The sequence below is a fragment of the Sphingomonas sp. SORGH_AS_0879 genome (assembly GCF_030819175.1).
In the GTDB taxonomy this organism is placed as follows: domain Bacteria; phylum Pseudomonadota; class Alphaproteobacteria; order Sphingomonadales; family Sphingomonadaceae; genus Sphingomonas.
On record NZ_JAUTBJ010000002.1, the window covers coordinates 3821170 to 3838777 of the forward strand.

Genomic DNA, 17608 nt, shown 5'->3' on the forward strand with positions numbered 1-17608 from the left:
GCGGGCTATTCCTATGCCACTCCCCCCTTACGGTCATGCCGACACCAAGGTAGAACACGGTGATGCGCGGCATTCGTAATATCGTCATCCTCACCGGCGCGGGCATATCCGCCGAGTCCGGCATCGCCACCTTTCGCGGGCCGGGCGGGTTGTGGGAGGGGCATCGGGTCGAGGATGTCTGTACCCCCGAAGCACTGGCCGCCGATCCGATGCTGGTCCACCGCTTCTATGACCTGCGGCGCGCGGGGCTGGCGGCGGTCAGGCCCAATGCCGCGCATGAGGCTTTGGCGCGGCTGGATCGGGTATGGCCGGGCGAATTGCTGATCGTCACGCAGAATGTGGACGATCTGCACGAACGGGCGGGGGCGAGGCGGTTGCTGCATATGCACGGCGCGCTGAAGCGGGCCCTGTGCACGGCCTGTGGCGAGCGGTTCGGGTGGGAAGAGGCGCTGCCGCCGGGGACGCCCTGCCCCGCCTGCGCCGCACCCGCCTTGCGTCCTGATATCGTGTTCTTCGGCGAGATGCCCTATCATATGGAGCGGATCGAGGCAGCGCTGGCGGAGGCGGACCTGTTCGTGTCGATCGGCACCTCGGGCGCGGTCTATCCGGCGGCAGGGTTCGTGCGGATGGCGAGCGCTTACGGCGCGCGGACGCTGGAACTCAATCTCGACCGATCGGAGGGCAGCGGCTGGTTCGACGAGAGCCGGTTGGCCTCCGCCGGGCAGTTGGTGCCCGAATGGGTCGAGCAGATGCTCAGCGGCTGACCGGCACGATCACGTCGCGCGCGCGCGGAGCCAATCGCTCGACCGCCGCATCCTGCAAGCCCCTTGCCGTCACCAGCACGCCGAAGGCGCGCGGATCGGGCTTGTTGAAGAGCAAAGGCTGGCCCAGCGCATCGGCCACCCCCGCCCCCGCTTCGGACGCGATCAGCGCGGCGGCGGCGATGTCCCATTCATTGCCCCAGCGCAGCGTCGCGACCAGATCGGCCTCATCGGCGGCGACCATCGCGATGCGCAGCGCGATCGAATTGGGCTTGAACACGGCGACCAGATCGCGGTCCGCCTTGGGGAGCGCATCGACCGGCACGCGCGCGCCCGGCATCTGGCGGCAATAGCCCGCGCTCAATGTGCGGCCGTTGCGGGTCGCACCGCCGCCCGCCTGGGCCAGCCACAACTCGCCCCGCGCGGGCGCGGCGAGCACGCCGATCACCGGCCGCCCGTCCTCGACCAACGCGACCGACACGGCCCAGCCTTCGCGTCCACGGATATAGTCGCGGGTGCCGTCGATCGGATCGACCACCCAGACGCGGCGGGCGGCCAGCCGGTCGGGCTTGTCCGCCGTCTCCTCGGACAGCCATCCGGCATCGGGGATCAGCGCCTGAAGCCGGGCATGGAGCATCCGGTCGACGTCCAGATCGACCTCGCACACCGGGCTGCCCGGCGTCTTTTCCCATTGGCGGAAATCGGTGCGCCAACGGGCGAGCGCCATTGCCGCCGCCTCGCGGGCCGCCGCCACGACCCCCGGAATGATGTCAGGGGCTCGGATCAGATCAGCCGCTGGCAACCGTCATTCCATCGATGCGCAGCGTCGGCACATTGACGCCGTAGCGGAATTCCAGATCATTGGCCGGCGTCATGGCGAGGAACATCTCTTTCAGATTACCTGCCACGGTGAACTCCGCAACCGGTTCCGCGATCCGCCCCTCCACGATGCGGAAGCCCGCCGCGCCCCGGCTGTAATCGCCGGTGACGGGGTTCACGCCACTGCCGATCAACTCGGTGACATAGACGCCGTCGGCGATATCGGCGATCAGCGTATCGACCGGCACGCGCCCCGCCGCCATGAACAGGTTGCTGGTCGACACCCCCGGCGCACCCGCGCCCCCCCGCGCGGCATGACCGGTCGGCTCCAGCCCCAATTGCCGGGCGGAGGCGGAATCGAGCAGCCAGGTCTCCAGCACGCCGTCCTCGACGATCGCGGTCGGCGACACCGCCAGCCCCTCGCCATCGAAGGGGCGCGAACGAAGCCCGTGCGGACGGTGGGGGTCGTCCTCGATCCGGATACCCTCGGCCATCACCCGCTCGCCCAGCCGGTCGAGCAGGAAGCTGGTCCGCCGGGTGATCGCCGCGCCCGCAATCGCGGAGACGAGGTGGCCGACCAGCGACGAGCCGACGCGCGGGTCGAAAACGATCGGCATCGTACCGCTCGCCAGCTTGGCCGGATTCAGCCGCGCGACGGTCCGCTCGCCCGCGCGGGTGCCGATCGCCTCGGGGCCTTCGAGCAGGCGGCGAAGGCGTGCGCCGTGATGGGCATAGTCGCGCTGCATTCCCGCCCCCTCGCCCGCGACGACGCTGACCGACAGGCCGTATCCGGTCGCGGCATAACCGGCGGCGAAACCGTGGCTGGTGGCCAGTGCCGACACGACGCGTGAGGCGGAGGCCCCCGCTCCTTCCGAATTGGTGACGCCGGCCACGGCACGCGCGGCCTCTTCGGCGGCCAGGGCGGCGGCGCGAAGTTGTTCGGGCTCGACCTCGCCGCCGTCGTCCAGGTCGAGCATCGGCGGCGCGCCGTGCAGCAACCGCTCCTCGGGCGCCAGGCCCGCCCAGCGATCCTCGGGCGCCTCCCGCGCCATGGCGACGGCGCGTTCGACCGCGAGGGTGATCGCATCGCCCGACAGGTCCGATGTCGAGACGCTGGCCGAGCGCCGCCCGACGAACACGCGCAGGCCCAGTTCCTCGCTCTCCGACCGCCCGACATCCTCCAGCGCGCCGAGGCGCACCGACACCTCCAGCGCGGCATCGGCGGCGAAGACGGCGTCGGCGGCGTCGGCCCCGGCGGCACGGGCACGGGCGACGATATCGGCGGCCCGGTCACGGGCCTGTTCGGGGGTCAACATGGGTAGGGACTTAAGGGCGCGGGGGGCGGGATGCCAGTACGCGCTTGCCACGACCGCGACAAAGATGGGAAACATGGCCGGTCAGTGGAAGGGAAGGACGACGCAATTCCTGCGCATGGCCGTTCTGATCCGCTTGGCCCGTCGCTACGTCTTTCACCCCTCCGCGTCCTGCGCCGATAGCTGGATGATGCCGACGTCGTTTAGCGTTATGGCGCGTGAACGGATAGGGCGCCGCCGCGTTGATCGCCCATGTCCCATTCCATCGCTCCACGCGGCCCCAACCATCAGTCCGCCACCCTGCGTGCCAAGATCGGGCGCAAGGTCGTCCTGCGGGCCAAGGTGCGGGTGACGTCGGGCGGACTGCTCGCGATCGGCGGGCTTGTGTCGTCCATCCTCTTGTCGACGGCGGTGCTGGTCGGGGTCGCCACCCGCCACCGCGCGACGCCGGATACCGACTAGACCGGCGCGGCGTCCGCCCCCGCGCCGTAATGGTGCCAGGTGAAGATCGCCAGCGCGCTGCGGTGCGGGCGAAAGGCTTCGGCAAGGGCGCGCACCTGCTTTTCCGAAGGCCGCGCGTCATGGCCCAAAATGCGCCCCATCTCGATCTGCACCGCCAGGTCACCGGCGGGCCAGATATCGGTGCGCCCTTCCGCGAAGAGCAGATAGACCTCCGCCGACCAGCGGCCGATGCCCTTGACCGCCACCAGTTGCGCGATCGCCTCCTCGTCGTCCTCCGGCAGGTTCGACAGGTTCAGGCGACCGCTCGTCACCTCTTCGGCCAGGCTGCGCAGATAACCGGCCTTTTGCCGCGAGATGCCGGCACCGCGCAGTTCCTCGTCGGTGACGCCCTGCATCGTCGTCGGATCGGTCGCATCGCCCAGGAGTTCGTTCAGCCGCCGCCAATGCGCATCGGCGGAAGCGACCGAGACCTGCTGGCCCAATATGGTGCGCACGAGCGTCGCATAGCCCCGCGCCCGGATGCGCGGCGCGGGATAGCCGATCCGCGCGAGCGCCGCCGCGATGGCGGGCTCGGCGGCGGCCAGCGCGTCCATGCTTTGGCGAATCTGTTCGGCGCTCAGCCCCATGATGCTTGATCCGTGCGTTGAGGATCGGCAGAGCCGCTACCGACAAGGAGAATGGACATGCCCAAGCTTATCGTCATGACCCGCGACGGGGAAGAACGCGAAATCGACGGCGAGGCCGGTCTGTCGGTGATGGAAGTCATCCGCGACGCAGGCGTAGACGAGTTGCTGGCGCTGTGCGGCGGATGCTGCTCCTGCGCGACATGCCATGTGCATGTCGATCCGGCATTCGCGGGCACGTTGCCCGCGATCGGACCGGACGAAGACGACCTGCTCGATTCGACCAGCGAGCGGGATGCGACCTCGCGCCTGTCGTGCCAGTTGCCCTTCGGTGCGGCACAGGACGGGATGCGCGTGCGGATCGCGGCAGAGGACTGATCGGGCATTTCGCGAGAACGCGGGGGGCGGGGCGATGGCCCCGCCTCTTTTTTGCGCCGGGGCCCGGACGGAACGGCGTAACTTGGGCTCGCAGCCTCCTCGGAGTTTTTGTTCGCGCGGAGGCGCGGAGATGTCCGGTATAGGGCCAGCGAAGGCCGCCCTCGCGACCGGGAGACTTTGCGGCGGCCGACAGGGCTGGAGAGGCCTTGCGGCCGGATTCACAATCTCCGCGCCTCCGCGTCTCCGCGCGAACCACATGCCCATGGCCTTCGACTGCGCTCAGGCTGAACGGAGGCTGGGAGCGGATCTTCTGGAACCTACCCGCCCCGAATACCCCGCCAACACGACCGACAGCCGTTCACGCTGAGCGAAGTCGAAGCGCACGCCCGGCGCTTGCCCCAAACCCCTCTGCGCCCTCCGCGCCTCTGCGCGAACGAAAAGGCGGCAGGACCACCCCCGCCGCCCTCACAAATCACCGCGCCGCCACCGCGTACAGCGCGATCGCCGCCGCGTTGGAGACGTTCAGGCTCTCCACCTTCGGGCTGATCGGCAGCTTGGCGAGTTCGTCGCAATGCGCCTCGGTATTCTGCCGCATCCCCTCGCCCTCCGCGCCCAGCACGATGCAGATGCGCTGCGTCCCCATCGCCTGCGCCAGCGTCTGATTGGCATGGCCGGTCAGGCCGATGCGCCAGAAGCCCGCTTCCGCGATCTCCTCCAGCGCGCGCGCCAGGTTCACCACGCGAATCCACGGCACCGTCTCCAGCGCGCCGCTGGCCGAGCGGGCGACCGTGCCCGATTCGGGCGGCGCGTGCCGGTCCTGGGTCACGATGCCCAACGCGTCGAACGCCGCCGCCGAACGCAGGATCGCACCGACATTGTGCGGGTCGGTCACCTGGTCGAGCACCACCAGCGGCCGCTGGTCATCCTGCCCCTCGTGCAGCAGGTCGCCCAGCCACATATCCTCCAGCGGATCGACTTCGGCCACCAATCCCTGATGCGGCGCATCGGCGGGGACCAGGCGCCCCAGATCGGCCGCATCGGCATAGGTGATCGGCACCACCGGCGGCAGGTCGAGCGCGGCCAGCGCCTCGCGCGTGCCCCAGATCTTTCGCACCGTGCGGTTGGGGTTGGCGAGCGCCGCCGTCACCGCATGCCGTCCCCAAAAGCGTGGGCGGTTGGAAGAAGCCTGGCTGGGGCGATGTCCTCGGCGTGCCATCAGTCGTCATTGTCCGTATAGTCGAAGGGCTTGGTCGTTGCCGGTTGGGTCGGAACCGGCGGACGTGGCAATGCCTTGTCCGCATTCGCCGCCGCGAGCAAGACCCCCGCGAGCACGACCGAGACCTGGCGCATGTCGTCGCCCTTCAAATGGTCGAAGGTATCGGCCGAACTGTGATGGATGCGGCTGCCATAATCCAGCGGGTCCTGGATGAACTGGAACCCCTGCACGCCGACCGCCTGCATGAAGACATGGTCGGTGCCGCCGGTGGTCCGCTGCACGACATTGCCCGCCCCCATCGCGGCATAGGGCGACAGCCATTCCTTGAGCATCGGCACCGCCGCCGGGTTGTTCTCGGCATAGATTCCGCGCAGCTTGCCCGAGCCATTGTCGATGTTGAAGTACGCGGCAAGGTCGCCGTAACCGGGCTTGGGGCTAATCGGCCAGCGATTGGTCCAGCCATAATAGCGCTTCAGGCCCGACTGCGGCGCATCGCCCGGCCGCCCGCGCGTCGCCAGATGCTGCTCGACATAGGCCATGGAGCCGAGAATGCCCTGCTCCTCACCCGACCAGAGCGCGAAGCGGATGGTGCGTTTCGGCCGCTGGCCGGTGGCGGCGAGGATACGCGCGGCTTCCATCACCATCGCGCTGCCCGCCGCATTGTCCGCCGCGCCGTCGCCCGCGACCCAGCTATCGAGATGCGCGCCCGCCATCACATAGCCGGCCTTGGGGTCCGTACCGGGAATCTCGGCGATGATGTTGTAGGCATTCTCGTCGCTGTCATCGTAGCGGACGTCGCTGAGCACCTCGATGGTCGGCGCGGGGCCAGCCTTGGCCAACCGGGCGAGGCGTCGATAATCCTCGGCGGCCAGTTCGATGCCCGGCACGGCGGGCGTCTCGCCGCGCCCGAACAGATAGCCTTCACCGTGCAGCAGCTTGCCGTCGCGATAGCTCTGGGTGACATAGGCGACCGCGCCCTCGGCCTTCAGGAACGCGTCCAGCTTCTGCGAGAAGTCGAGCCGCTTCAACCGGCGGTCGGCGGTTTCGGGATCATGCTCGGGCTGGACGTACACGTCGAGCTTGGCGATGTCCTCGCCCGACAGGCGGCGGAAGGGCGCGGTGCCGGGTTCGTCGCCGGTGCCGGGCATCGACACCATCACGATCCTGCCGCGCAACTGCCCCCGAAACTTGTCGAAATCGCGCTCCCGCTTCATCGGCGCGACGATCACGGGGGCGGTGACCGCGCCGTTGGTGGCGGGCGTCCAGGCGATGGGAATCGCGGTCAGTTGCAGCGGGCGGGGCGAGACCATCCGCACGCTCGCCCGCTCGATCGACCAGCCGCGTCCGAAAGGAAAACCCTCCTTATGAACGTTCTTCAGCCCCCATTGGCGGAACCGCTCGGCGGTCCAGCCCTCGGCGGCGCGCATCGCGGGGCTGTTGGTCATGCGCGGGCCGATCACATCGGTCAGATGCTGCGCGGTCTGCATGACCTGACTGTGGTTCATGCCCTCGTCGATGATGCGATTGGCGGCGCTGCGGTCCTGCGCGGTGGCAGTGGCGACAGGCAGCAAGGCGATCGCCGCGACGGCGGCGAGCAAGGAAACGCGCATAGGAAACGAAACCCCGGTTGGACTGATATTGGGTCAGAGGCTATGTCCCGATCCCGCGCGATGCAAGCAACCGGATCAAGCGGGGAGGCGCGAAAACCCGCAAAACGGCGTTGACAGCCGCGTTCAGCTTCGGCATTGGGCCCGCCTCGCTCCGGTGGAGCGACACCCCGGAAGGGTGGCCGAGTGGTTAAAGGCAGCAGACTGTAAATCTGCCCGCGTGAGCGTACACTGGTTCGAATCCAGTCCCTTCCACCATCCCCGCCCATCGGCTAGGGTCGATCACGGCGCTGGATATTGAGCGGGTATAGCACAATGGTAGTGCAGCAGCCTTCCAAGCTGAATACACGGGTTCGATTCCCGTTACCCGCTCCAACCACCTGACATCCCGCTCGTCCTTCCTGATCGACATTAGGCACCGGGTGCTTGACGCTTACGTCAGGTCACGCCAGTCCGCCCCGTTCCCACAAGATGAGAAAGAGTGAAGCGACATGGCATCGGTCAATTTCGACATTCCCCATGAACTGGGTCATGCCGAGGCGCGTCGCCGGATCGAACAGGGACTGCCCAAGCTGGAATCCAAGATTCCCGGCGGTGGCCAGGTGATCTCCGAATGGGCCGCCGACGACCGGCTGATGCTGACCATCATCGCCATGGGCCAGACGGTGAAGGCGGACATGAACATCGCCGACCGCGCGATCTCCGGCACCGTCGCGATCCCGATGATGCTGTCGATGATGGCCGGACCCATCGGCGAATTCGTGAAGACCAGCGCGGAGAAGATGCTGGCGAAGGCCTGATCTTACGTCCCTCCCTGCCTGGATTCCTCCGCGAACTCATACATCACCCCCTCGGCGGGGGCCGGGGTGGTATATGCTTTTGGGCAACGGACCTTCTTTCGCAGAGGAACGATCGGGAGGAAAGCGATCCGGACACTTCCCCCTTGCCCCGAGCCGCCCGGCACGCCACCATTTCCGGCGATGCCCACATTGCCCGCCGTCGCCACCATCGCCCAGACCATTCAACTGTCGCTGGCCCCCGTTTTCCTGCTCGCCGCGATCGGGCAGTTGCTGAACGTACTGGCGGGACGGCTGGCGCGGGTGATCGACCGGGCGCGCGGGCTGGAGATGATGATCCACAAGGTCGATGACAGCCCCGAGCGGATGCGCCACAAATGGGAACTGCGGCTGCTCGACCGGCGCATGTCGATCATCAACGCCGCCCTGTTCCTGGCGGTGTCGAGTGCGGTGATGGCGTGCATCGTCATCGCAGTGCTGTTTATCGCCAATCTCGGCAAATTCCATATCGGCACCTGGATCGCGCTGGCCTTCGTCCTGTCGGTCACGCTGCTGACGATGTGCCTGATCGCCTTCATGATCGAGGTCCGCATTTCGCTGCGCGCGATCCATGTTCGCAAGGAAATCCTGGATTGAGCCGCCACGCCATCGAACGGCGCGCGCTGCAACTGGTGGTCGCGATCGCCTGCCTCGTCCCCCTTTCCATCGGGGGGATCAGCGTGGTGCAGGGGCCTGTCTGGCTGGGCGGCGCGTCGGTGATCCCGACCGATCTGGACAGCCAGTTCCGCTATGTCTCCGGCATCTTCCTGGGACTGGGACTGGCGTTCGTCACCTGCATCCCCGCGATCGAGCGCAAGGACGCGCGGTTTCGGTGGCTCGGGCTGCTGGTCGTCGCGGGCGGCCTGGCGCGCGCCCTGTCCTGGGCGACGGTTGGAGCGCCGTCGACGGGACATCGACTGGGGCTGGCGATGGAACTGGGCGTCGTTCCGCTTCTTATGCTGTGGCAGGCCCGTGTCGCGCGTGGCCGTCGCTGATCCCAGGAGCATTTCCATGCGCTTTGCCGAGCCTATCCTCCCCGCTCCCGGCGGGACGGCATGAGGATCGTCCGCCGGATCGCCAAGGGACTGGCGCTGATCCTCATCCTGATCGGCCTGGCGGCGACGATCGTGCCGCATTATCTCGACCGCCTTTATTATGAGGGGCCGGAGAGCGGCCATTATGATGGCGAGCGCTTCTTCAACCCCGATGGCGATGCGGACACGTTGCGGATGCCGACGCGGGGCGGACGGGGCGGGTTTCTCTGGCGGCAACTGACCGGCGATGACGGACGCCCCGCTTGGCCGGAGACGGTGGCGGTCCGCGCCTCCAGGCCCGAACCCCGTGTCGAGGGACAGCGCATGGTCGCGACCTGGATCGGCCATGCGACCGTGCTGGTCCAGACCCAGGGCCTCAACATCCTGACCGACCCCATCTATGCCGAGCGTGCCGGGCCCTTCGGCTTCGGCCCGAAGCGTGTGGCGAAGCCGGGCGTGGCGTTCGACGACCTGCCGAAAATCGATCTCGTCGTCATCAGCCACAATCATTACGACCATCTGGATCAGGCGGCTCTCAAAAGGCTGTGGCAACGCGACCGGCCGCTGGTGGTCACCAGCCTGGGCAATGACAGCGTGATCGGCCAGGTCGGCGTGCCCGCCACCGCGCTCGACTGGGGGCGGGAAAGGGTCATCAAGCCGGGTGTCTCGGTGGTGGTGACGCGCAACCATCATTGGGGCAGCCGCTGGTTCGCCGACCGCAACCGCGCGCTCTGGTCGAGTTTCGTCGTCAAGCTGCCGGGCGGGAACATCTTCTTTGCCGGCGATACCGGCATGGGCGACGGACGCTGGCCCGAGGAAGCCGCGAAGCTGGGCCCCGTGCGCCTGGCCCTGCTCCCCATCGGCGCGTTCCGCTTCGTGCCCGGCCAGATGGCATCGGGGAGCCATATCGGCCCGCCGCAGGCGGTGCAGATTTTCGAGCGACTGGGCGCTTCGACGGCGATCCCGATCCATTGGGGCACCTTCCGCCTGTCCTACGAGGCCTATGATACGCCGCCGAAACTGCTCGATGCGGCGATGCGCTGTTCGGGCGAGCGGGGGCACTTTGCGGCGGTCCGGATGGGCGAGCCGGTGGAGGTCGGGCCTTTCCGGGCCGGGAGCACGGCGGGGCGGACGAGCGATGCGGCGATGCAAGCGTGTCTCCACACGGCGCAGGTTCGGGCGTTGCGATAGGCGGAGGGATACCCTTGGCCTTCGACTTCGCTCAGGCTGAACGGGATTTTGTGTCCGGCCCCGATCCCAACCTCCGTTCAGGCTGAGCGAAGTCAAAGCCCACGCCTCAACACCGGAACCACTGGAACAAAAGCGCAACCGGGACCATATTCCCCTTATGGCGATCCAGATCCGCACCACCCTCGACGAACCCGAAACCGGGGTCAGTTTCATTCCCCACCGCCCGTCGCGCCCCGAAAAGGCCGAAGGGGGCAAGCGGTTCGAGTTGGTCACCGAATATACCCCCAGCGGCGACCAGCCCGCCGCGATTCGGGAACTGACCGCGGCGGCGCGCGCGGGCGACAAGGATCAGGTGCTGCTGGGCGTCACCGGCTCGGGCAAGACCTTCACCATGGCCAAGGTCATCGAGGAGTTGCAGCGCCCCGCCCTGATCCTCGCACCCAACAAGATCCTGGCTGCGCAGTTGTACGGGGAGTTCAAGAACTTCTTCCCCAACAACGCGGTCGAATATTTCGTCAGCTATTACGACTATTACCAGCCCGAGGCCTATGTGCCCCGGTCGGACACGTATATCGAGAAGGAAAGCTCGATCAACGAGTCGATCGACCGGATGCGCCACTCGGCCACCCGTGCGCTGCTGGAGCGCGACGACGTCATCATCGTGGCGTCGGTATCGTGCCTTTACGGTATCGGCTCGGTCGAAACCTATTCGGCGATGATCTTCGATTTGAAGAAGGGGCAGAGCGTCGACCAGCGCGAGATCATCCGCAAGCTCGTTGCCCTGCAATATAAGCGCAATGACGCCGCCTTCATGCGTGGCAATTTCCGGGTGAAGGGCGACAATCTGGAAATCTTCCCCTCGCACTATGAGGACTCGGCCTGGCGCGTGTCCTTCTTCGGCGATGAGATCGAGGAGATCGTCGAGTTCGATCCGCTGACCGGCAAGAAGTCGGCCAGCCTGAATTCGGTGCGCATCTACGCCAACAGCCACTATGTGACCCCCGGCCCGACGATGAAGCAGGCGGTCGAGGCGATCAAATTCGAACTGACCGAGCGGCTCAAGGAACTGGAGATCGAGGGCAAGCTGCTGGAGCGCCAGCGGCTCGAACAGCGGACCAATTTCGACCTTGAGATGATCGCCGCCACCGGATCGTGCAACGGCATCGAGAATTACAGCCGCTTCCTGACCGGCCGCCTGCCCGGCGAGCCGCCGCCTACGCTGTTCGAATATCTCCCCGAAAACGCGGTGCTGTTCGTCGACGAAAGCCATGTCACTATCGGCCAGATCAACGGCATGTCGCGCGGCGACCATCGGCGCAAGATCACGCTGGCCGAATATGGCTTCCGCCTGCCTTCCGCGATCGACAACCGGCCGCTGCGCTTCAACGAATGGGACGCGATGCGCCCGCAGACGGTCAGCGTCTCGGCCACGCCCGGCCATTGGGAGATGGAGCAGACCGGCGGCGTCTTCGTCGAACAGGTCATCCGCCCCACCGGGCTGATCGACCCCCCGGTCGAGATCAAGCCGGTCGAGGAGCAGGTGCAGGATCTTATCATCGAGGCGCGCAAGACGACCGAACTCGGTTACCGCACCCTCGTCACCACGCTGACCAAGCGGATGGCGGAGGATCTGACCGAATATATGCACGAGGCGGGGATCAAGGTCCGCTACATGCACTCCGATGTCGAGACGCTGGAGCGTATCGAGTTGATCCGCGATCTGCGGCTGGGCGTCTATGACGTGCTGATCGGCATCAACCTGCTGCGCGAGGGGCTGGACATTCCCGAATGCGGGCTGGTCGCGATCCTCGACGCGGACAAGGAAGGGTTCCTGCGTTCGGAGACTTCGCTGATCCAGACGATCGGGCGCGCGGCGCGCAACGTCGATGGCCGGGTGATCCTCTATGCCGACCGGATCACCGGATCGATGGAACGCGCCATGTCCGAGACGTCACGGCGTCGCGAGAAGCAGATGGCGTATAATACCCAGCACGGCATCACGCCGCAGACGATCCGCCGCCAGATCGGCGACATCATCGCGCATGTGGCGTCGGGCGATCAGGTGACCGTGCCGATCGATGAGGATCGTCCGCACATGGTCGGCCATAATCTGCGCGCCTATATCGAGGAACTCGAAAAGAAGATGCGCAAGGCCGCCGCCGACCTCGAATTCGAGGAAGCCGGGCGGTTGCGCGACGAAATCCGCCAGTTGGAGAATGAGGAACTCGGCCTGCCCGTCCATGAGCAGAAGGCACCGATCATGGGCCGGTCGAACGAGGGCAAGCCGGGGACGCGCAAGACGCGGTTCGGCAAGAGCAAGAAGTTCGCCAGCGGGCGGAAGGCGAATTGATTTTCGGGGGTGGGGGTTGCTTGGCGTTTGCCCTCCCCCATCCCCTCCCGCCTGCGGGAGGGGTGCGTTACCGGGTGATCGTCAGGGCATTACGTCCGGGAGATTCCAAACGCTGCACCGGGCACGCCCCTCCCGCAGGCGGGAGGGGATGGGGGAGGGCATCGCCACAAGCACATCCCTCAAAAAATCACCCCAAATCCAGATTCTCCGTCCCCACCCCATAATAGCCCGCCACCCGGTCGGCATAAGCCTGATCGAAGATCGGCGCGTTGTTGGCCCAACTCGGCCCGCCCTCCAGCAAGCGGCGGTCGACGGTGATGACATATTGATCGTTCACCGGATCGAACTGCAACAGGCTGAACGGCACCGGATAGAAGCTCTTGCCCATGCCCAGAAAGCCGCCCAGCGCCAGCACCGCATGCGTCGCCCGGCCCGAACGCTTGTGGACCATGAAGGAATAGACGCTGCCGATCGTGTCGCCGTCGCGACTTTCCAGCTTCAACGTCCCCGCGACGTTGGATTGGACCAGGATCAGGGTCGGCGTGTCGTGATCGGCCATTCTTAACCTCCGTTTATCGCCCTCAAAACCCGCCAGAGCGAGGCACGGTTCCGATGCCCGCCGCATCGGCACGGTCCGCCGCAGCACAGGGTTGAGCCCGAACGCCCCCTCGCCCATAGGCTGGACACGATGCGTCGCCTGTCCCTTGCCCCCCTTGCCCCGACGATGGTCGCGGCTGCCGCCCTGTCGGGCTGTATCCCCGCCACCCCGCGCCCCGAGGCGCCGCCGCCGGTACGTCACACGCCCCAGCCCCTGCCGCCGACGCCGCGTCCGGTACTCGGCTCGGACTGGCGCGACTGGCCGTTGACGCCGGGCGACTGGCGGTATCAGCGGACCGCGCAAGGATCGGGCGCCGCGTTCGGCACGGAGGGCGTCACCCGCCTGTCGCTGACCTGCGATCCCCGCACCCGGCAGGTCCGGCTGAGCCGCCCCGCCTCGATCGCGGGAAGCGTCACCATCCGCACCTCCAGCACGACCAAGGTCCTCGCCGCCCAGGCGGTCGCCACGGGCGCGGAGATGGTGCTGACGGCCAACGACCCGTTGCTGGATGCCATGGCGTTCAGCCGGGGCCGGTTCACGATGGAGCAGCAGGGCCAGGTCCCGCTGGTCATCCCCGCCTATGCCGAGATCGGGCGGGTGATCGAGGATTGCCGGGGCTGAGGAGCCGATGTTCGGCGGCGCAAGATGGTCGGCCAAACATCGTTGCATTTCAAGTCTTGTTTATGCGCGTCCGACTACGCACATTGTAATGGCGTTCTTCAAAGGGGCGCGTTGGCTATCCACTAGCGAAAGGAGGTGATCCGATGTCTCATGGTTCAGCAATGGGGTCGGTTCAGTTCGTTCGGGGGACCGGCTTCTGACATCGATGGGCGTGATTCGGGGGGTATCCTCCCCCAATCAACGGTCGCGCCTGATGTCATGAGGCCCACATGGTCTCCCGGGCTGGAGCTCTCCGGCCGCTGACCATGTTTAGGGGTTGCCGGGGCCGTCGCGATGACGTCCCGGCAGCCTCTTTTCATTTGGGGGCAATCCTGCCGCCATCGTGAGCGGCTCAGGGCTTGGGCGAAGTAGGGTCCTGCGTCACCAGCCGCAACGGCTTGTCGCCCGGCACCAGCAGCGAGGGCACATCCTCACCGGCGCGCAGTAACACCTGATCGAGCGGAATCGCATCGTCGCTCTCGCCCGCGATGAAGGCCTGCACCAGTCGCTCGCCCTTTTGCGGCACGAAGCCCGCCGGAATCACCATGGGTCGCCGATTCATCGCCGCCAGCCAGTCGGGACGCCCCTTCACCATGCGGGTTTCGGGGTGATAGACTTGCAGGTCGACCGCCCCGGCATATTGGCCGACCGTCATGGGATGCTCACCGTCGAACAGCACGACCGATCGCGCCACCGTCCTGGCTGCCAGAGCACGACGCGCCAGCCCGTTGGAACCGCCCATCAGCGGCCCCAGAATCGTTTGATCGATGGTCAGGGGATCGATACCCGTCTTGGCCATCAGCCGCGTGGCCATCCAACGTTCCTTGGCGTCGTCCGGCCCGTCAATTGGTTGCTCGGTGACATGGCTGAAACCGACATAGACGAAGAATTTGGCCTTGGGGTCGGCGGCCAACGCCTGTGCCAGATGATTGGCCTGCGCCTCTTCACGCCGGGCGATGCTCTCCGTCCGGCCAGTCGGCTTGCCCCGCTCCTCCTCCGTCTGTTCATAGCTTAGTGGTCGATAGCCCAGCGCCAGCGACTGGCGAACAAAATCGCCGAAGACGGGATCATGCGTATAATAGCCCGTCCTCTGTGTCGGATAGCCCTGCTTGGTCAGCTTCGACATGGCGACACCCTTGTCGCCGACCATGAAGGTTTCTGCCGCCAGGACGGAATAGCCCAGCGGTCGAAGCGCCCGCGCCACCTCCAGCGCGAAGGCACGATCGCGTGGGAGTCCGTGATTTTCGTTGAGAATGACCACACGGGTCTTGGCGGCACGCGCAACGATCTCGGAAATCGCATCCCGCAAGATCGCCCCCGCCACGCGCTCCGCCATGGCCTTGGCCTCCGCGTCCTCGGCAGGTGACGGCTCCGGATCGACCGGCTCGGCGGTCATCAGCGCGTACAGTTCCGCCCATTGATCGTGGACAAAGCCAGGCTTTGGTTTGCCCGCCGCATCGAAAGCCAGTGGACGCAATGCCTCTGCCGCGTCCAGATAACGACCGGTATCGAGCCGATCCCCCGCAGCGCTGGCGGCCACGAAATCCGCCTTGCTCGGCCCGTCCTGCGCCATCGCGGCGGTGGGGAGCATCATCAACACCACCGCCGCCGCGCGCGCACTCATTCCGCCTTTTCCTCGCGATATTTCATTTCCAAGAATCGCCCGCGCGTCGACAGACTGTCGAGATCGGCCTGGGCCAGTCGCTGGGTCATGTCGCCGATTTCCTGCTCGATCAGCTTGAGGCCATCGACCAGTTGCGCGTCGGGGGTACGGCCGTTGCGTTCGACCCGACGGAGCGGTTCGGGCACGCGTTCATAGTCGCGCAGGAAGGCGGGGAGTTGTTCGCCGATCAGGCGGCGGACCTCCATCGCCTCGGCGGTGTCGTTGTCGACGCCCGCCAGTTGCGGCGACAGCGTATCCAGCCGCCGTCCGATCCGGTCGACCAGTTGCACGGCGGGTGCGGGCAGCAGGGGCCGTTGCGCCTCCAGCCAGCGCTCGGTCTGGGCGGGCAGCGCCTTGATATCGACCTGCGCCAGCTTGGCGGGGGTCGGCGCGCGCGCGGCGGGGGCCAATGCGATGGCCAGCGTTACCGCCAGCATCAGCATCATCGCCGCCAGCGCCCCGAAAATGCCGATCCCCCCGGGCAGGATCAGCCCCGTCACCATCGCCGCGATCAGGATGATCGCATTGGCGACCGCGATCAGGATCAGCCGCTGGAGCGCCGAACGGGCACGGCGACGCACCCGCTTGACGGTCTGCTCCGCCTGGCCCCGATAATCCTGCGAGATGCGCGCCATCACTTCGCGCGCACGCTCGATCTGGGCATCGACCTCGTTCGAGCGGGGGGTGGTCACGACCTTACAGCGCCTCCAGCTTGAACGACGATGCGCCGCTGGTCAGTTGCGGATTCTGTGCCCCCTCGGCGCGGGCGATATAGCCCTTCGACTTCTCGACCTCCTGGCCCAGCGTGTTGACCGTGGTCTTCATCGAATCGAGCGCCTTCAGCTTGAAGCTGTCGATCGCGTCCATGGTGTCATAGATGTTCTGGAAGGCGCGTTGCAGCGTCTCCAGCGGAATGGTCGAGGCCGCCGCCTGCTCGTGGATCTGCGCGGTCTGGCTGCGGAGCAGCTTGCCGGTCGAGTCGATGATGTTGGCGGTGGTGCTGTTGAGCGCGGTGATCTGGTCGAGCACCAGCTTCTGGTTGGCCAGCGCCTGCGCCACGGTGACGGCGGTGCGCAGGGCCGAGACGGTGGTGGTCGAGGCGCGGTCGACGCCCTTCACCAGTTCGACATTGTTCTTCTTGACCAGGTCGAGCGCCAGATAGCCCTGCACCGTCACCGCCATCTGGGTCAGCAGGTCCTGGGTCCGCTGGCGGGTGTAGAACAGCGCGGTCTCGCGGATCGCCTTCGCCTTGGCGGGATCGGTGTGATCCAGTTCGTTGGCGGTATCCTCCAGCTTGGCGTCCATCGTCTTGGACAGATGGATCATCTGCTCCAGCCGCCCCATGGCGGACCAGAGATTCGCGCGCTCGGTATCGATCGCGGCATTGTCCATCAGCAATTCGTCGCGGCCCGAGGCCAGGCTCTTCAGGATCGCGGCGATATGCGACTGCGACGAGCGATAGCCGTCGAAATAGTCGCGCATCCTGTTGCCGAAGGGGATGATGCCCAGCAGCTTGCGCGGCGCGGACAGATTGCCCTGCTTGCCGGGGTCGAGGCTTTCGACCACGCGGCGCAACTCGGTCAGGTCCTTGCCGACGCCGGTCTCGCCGTCCATCGCCTTGACCGGGCGATCGAGGAAGCGATTGGACTGGCCCGCCGCCTCGCGGATTTCCTTCTGCCCCATCGCGGTGATCGCATCGACGCGGCGGCCGAATTCGGGGCTGTTGACGTCCTGCGCGATCAGTTCGGCGACGAAGCCGTCGACCTTCTGCTCCAACTGGGTCCGGGTCTTGTCGTCCACGGGCACCAGCCCGGCGGCCTGGGAGGGCGCGACCATGGGCACGGGATCGGGCGGCGTCAGCGTCAGCCCCTTTTCCTGCGTCACGGTATCGGCGGTCGTGGCCATTCCAAAGTCTCCAAAAGCGCGTGTCTAGTGTGGAGGGGATGAGGCCTGGGTTCAAGTGTATTATAGGGATAATACTATGGACCACATCCTGCGGCGGTCCCTGCACCCACCTCCGTTCAGCCTGAGCGAAGTCGAAGGCCACGCCAGACGGCCCGCCACATTTCCGCTAGTGTCGACGGTCCGGTCCGTGGC

18 protein-coding genes and 2 tRNA genes are annotated in these 17608 nt (G+C 66.5%); 11 read left to right on the forward strand and 9 right to left on the reverse strand.

Annotation, left to right across the window (positions count from 1 at the left end; translation table 11 throughout):
• Positions 1–62 precede the first annotated feature (62 nt).
• Positions 63–764, forward strand: a complete 702-nt coding sequence (locus QE379_RS17865; RefSeq protein WP_307002555.1) for an NAD-dependent deacylase — start codon at positions 63–65, stop codon at positions 762–764.
• Here QE379_RS17865 and QE379_RS17870 read toward each other — a convergent pair.
• A complete protein-coding gene (locus QE379_RS17870) occupies positions 754–1515 on the reverse strand; it encodes a 3'(2'),5'-bisphosphate nucleotidase CysQ (protein WP_307002556.1) in 762 nt (253 codons plus the stop codon). The genes QE379_RS17865 and QE379_RS17870 overlap by 11 nt on opposite strands.
• Before the next feature lie 34 nt (positions 1516–1549).
• Positions 1550–2896, reverse strand: coding sequence for a TldD/PmbA family protein (locus tag QE379_RS17875; RefSeq protein WP_307002558.1), 1347 nt, complete (start codon positions 2894–2896; stop codon positions 1550–1552).
• A gap of 249 nt (positions 2897–3145) precedes the next feature.
• Here QE379_RS17875 and QE379_RS17880 point away from each other — a divergent pair, with 249 nt between their 5' ends.
• Positions 3146–3355: a hypothetical protein gene (locus QE379_RS17880; RefSeq protein WP_307002561.1), complete on the forward strand. Its 210-nt coding sequence runs from the start codon at positions 3146–3148 to the stop codon at positions 3353–3355.
• On the opposite strand, the gene QE379_RS17885 is transcribed toward QE379_RS17880, so the two are convergent.
• Positions 3352–3981, reverse strand: coding sequence for a DNA-3-methyladenine glycosylase (locus QE379_RS17885; RefSeq protein WP_307002562.1), 630 nt, complete (start codon positions 3979–3981; stop codon positions 3352–3354). The two genes, QE379_RS17880 and QE379_RS17885, sit on opposite strands and share 4 nt — an antisense overlap.
• Before the next feature lie 57 nt (positions 3982–4038).
• Between QE379_RS17885 and QE379_RS17890 the strand changes: the two genes are divergently transcribed.
• Positions 4039–4356, forward strand: coding sequence for a 2Fe-2S iron-sulfur cluster-binding protein (locus tag QE379_RS17890; RefSeq protein WP_307002563.1), 318 nt, complete (start codon positions 4039–4041; stop codon positions 4354–4356).
• Positions 4357–4828: 472 nt separating this feature from the next.
• Here QE379_RS17890 and rlmB read toward each other — a convergent pair whose 3' ends face one another.
• Entirely contained in the window at positions 4829–5572 is a 744-nt protein-coding gene (gene rlmB / locus QE379_RS17895; protein ID WP_007405685.1) for a 23S rRNA (guanosine(2251)-2'-O)-methyltransferase RlmB, read from the reverse strand.
• Positions 5572–7182 carry a M20/M25/M40 family metallo-hydrolase gene (locus tag QE379_RS17900; protein WP_307002565.1) on the reverse strand — a complete coding sequence of 537 codons (1611 nt, stop codon included), beginning with the start codon at positions 7180–7182 and terminating at the stop codon, positions 5572–5574. The genes rlmB and QE379_RS17900 overlap by 1 nt, the downstream gene beginning before the upstream one ends.
• Before the next feature lie 169 nt (positions 7183–7351).
• On the opposite strand from QE379_RS17900, the gene QE379_RS17905 reads away from it, so the two are divergent.
• The 7 genes from QE379_RS17905 (at position 7352) to uvrB (ending at position 12590) form a co-directional block, all read left to right on the forward strand.
• Positions 7352–7437, forward strand: a tRNA-Tyr gene (locus QE379_RS17905).
• Between the two features lie 43 nt (positions 7438–7480).
• A tRNA-Gly gene (locus QE379_RS17910) sits at positions 7481–7554 on the forward strand.
• A 116-nt stretch (positions 7555–7670) separates the two neighbouring features.
• Positions 7671–7979, forward strand: a complete 309-nt coding sequence (locus QE379_RS17915) for a polyhydroxyalkanoic acid system family protein (protein ID WP_307002567.1) — start codon at positions 7671–7673, stop codon at positions 7977–7979.
• A 180-nt stretch (positions 7980–8159) separates the two neighbouring features.
• Positions 8160–8612, forward strand: a complete 453-nt coding sequence (locus tag QE379_RS17920) for a DUF2721 domain-containing protein (RefSeq protein ID WP_307002568.1) — start codon at positions 8160–8162, stop codon at positions 8610–8612.
• Positions 8609–9010 carry a DUF4345 domain-containing protein gene (locus tag QE379_RS17925; protein WP_307002569.1) on the forward strand — a complete coding sequence of 134 codons (402 nt, stop codon included), beginning with the start codon at positions 8609–8611 and terminating at the stop codon, positions 9008–9010. Before QE379_RS17920 ends, QE379_RS17925 begins: the two co-directional genes overlap by 4 nt.
• 60 nt (positions 9011–9070) lie before the next feature.
• The gene (locus QE379_RS17930) at positions 9071–10240 is read left to right on the forward strand and encodes an MBL fold metallo-hydrolase (protein WP_307002571.1); all 1170 of its coding nucleotides are present in this window, start codon (positions 9071–9073) and stop codon (positions 10238–10240) included.
• A 157-nt stretch (positions 10241–10397) separates the two neighbouring features.
• A complete protein-coding gene (uvrB, locus tag QE379_RS17935) occupies positions 10398–12590 on the forward strand; it encodes an excinuclease ABC subunit UvrB (protein ID WP_307002573.1) in 2193 nt (730 codons plus the stop codon).
• A 187-nt stretch (positions 12591–12777) separates the two neighbouring features.
• Here uvrB and QE379_RS17940 read toward each other — a convergent pair whose 3' ends face one another.
• The gene (locus QE379_RS17940; RefSeq protein WP_307002574.1) at positions 12778–13149 is read right to left on the reverse strand and encodes a PRC-barrel domain-containing protein; all 372 of its coding nucleotides are present in this window, start codon (positions 13147–13149) and stop codon (positions 12778–12780) included.
• A 165-nt stretch (positions 13150–13314) separates the two neighbouring features.
• Between QE379_RS17940 and QE379_RS17945 the strand changes: the two genes are divergently transcribed.
• The gene (locus QE379_RS17945) at positions 13315–13809 is read left to right on the forward strand and encodes a hypothetical protein (protein ID WP_307002576.1); all 495 of its coding nucleotides are present in this window, start codon (positions 13315–13317) and stop codon (positions 13807–13809) included.
• A gap of 391 nt (positions 13810–14200) precedes the next feature.
• On the opposite strand, the gene QE379_RS17950 is transcribed toward QE379_RS17945, so the two are convergent.
• The 3 genes from QE379_RS17950 to QE379_RS17960 are packed head-to-tail and all read right to left on the reverse strand — an operon-like array spanning position 14201 to position 17416.
• A complete protein-coding gene (locus QE379_RS17950; protein ID WP_307002578.1) occupies positions 14201–15472 on the reverse strand; it encodes a hypothetical protein in 1272 nt (423 codons plus the stop codon).
• Complete coding sequence (locus QE379_RS17955) at positions 15469–16203, reverse strand: hypothetical protein (protein ID WP_307002579.1); 735 nt, start codon at positions 16201–16203, stop codon at positions 15469–15471. Before QE379_RS17955 ends, QE379_RS17950 begins: the two co-directional genes overlap by 4 nt.
• A gap of 4 nt (positions 16204–16207) precedes the next feature.
• Positions 16208–17416 carry a toxic anion resistance protein gene (locus tag QE379_RS17960; RefSeq protein ID WP_307002580.1) on the reverse strand — a complete coding sequence of 403 codons (1209 nt, stop codon included), beginning with the start codon at positions 17414–17416 and terminating at the stop codon, positions 16208–16210.
• Positions 17417–17608: the final 192 nt, after the last annotated feature.

Coding starts and splice junctions, on each gene's coding strand:
- QE379_RS17865 (WP_307002555.1), top strand. CDS start 63: ATGCGCGGCATTCGTAATATCGTCATCCTCACCGGCGCGGGCATATCC.
- QE379_RS17875 (WP_307002558.1), bottom strand. CDS start 2,896: ATGTTGACCCCCGAACAGGCCCGTGACCGGGCCGCCGATATCGTCGCC.
- QE379_RS17880 (WP_307002561.1), top strand. CDS start 3,146: ATGTCCCATTCCATCGCTCCACGCGGCCCCAACCATCAGTCCGCCACC.
- QE379_RS17885 (WP_307002562.1), bottom strand. CDS start 3,981: ATGGGGCTGAGCGCCGAACAGATTCGCCAAAGCATGGACGCGCTGGCC.
- QE379_RS17890 (WP_307002563.1), top strand. CDS start 4,039: ATGCCCAAGCTTATCGTCATGACCCGCGACGGGGAAGAACGCGAAATC.
- rlmB (WP_007405685.1), bottom strand. CDS start 5,572: ATGGCACGCCGAGGACATCGCCCCAGCCAGGCTTCTTCCAACCGCCCA.
- QE379_RS17900 (WP_307002565.1), bottom strand. CDS start 7,182: ATGCGCGTTTCCTTGCTCGCCGCCGTCGCGGCGATCGCCTTGCTGCCT.
- QE379_RS17915 (WP_307002567.1), top strand. CDS start 7,671: ATGGCATCGGTCAATTTCGACATTCCCCATGAACTGGGTCATGCCGAG.
- QE379_RS17920 (WP_307002568.1), top strand. CDS start 8,160: ATGCCCACATTGCCCGCCGTCGCCACCATCGCCCAGACCATTCAACTG.
- QE379_RS17930 (WP_307002571.1), top strand. CDS start 9,071: ATGAGGATCGTCCGCCGGATCGCCAAGGGACTGGCGCTGATCCTCATC.
- uvrB (WP_307002573.1), top strand. CDS start 10,398: ATGGCGATCCAGATCCGCACCACCCTCGACGAACCCGAAACCGGGGTC.
- QE379_RS17940 (WP_307002574.1), bottom strand. CDS start 13,149: ATGGCCGATCACGACACGCCGACCCTGATCCTGGTCCAATCCAACGTC.
- QE379_RS17945 (WP_307002576.1), top strand. CDS start 13,315: ATGGTCGCGGCTGCCGCCCTGTCGGGCTGTATCCCCGCCACCCCGCGC.
- QE379_RS17950 (WP_307002578.1), bottom strand. CDS start 15,472: ATGAGTGCGCGCGCGGCGGCGGTGGTGTTGATGATGCTCCCCACCGCC.
- QE379_RS17960 (WP_307002580.1), bottom strand. CDS start 17,416: ATGGCCACGACCGCCGATACCGTGACGCAGGAAAAGGGGCTGACGCTG.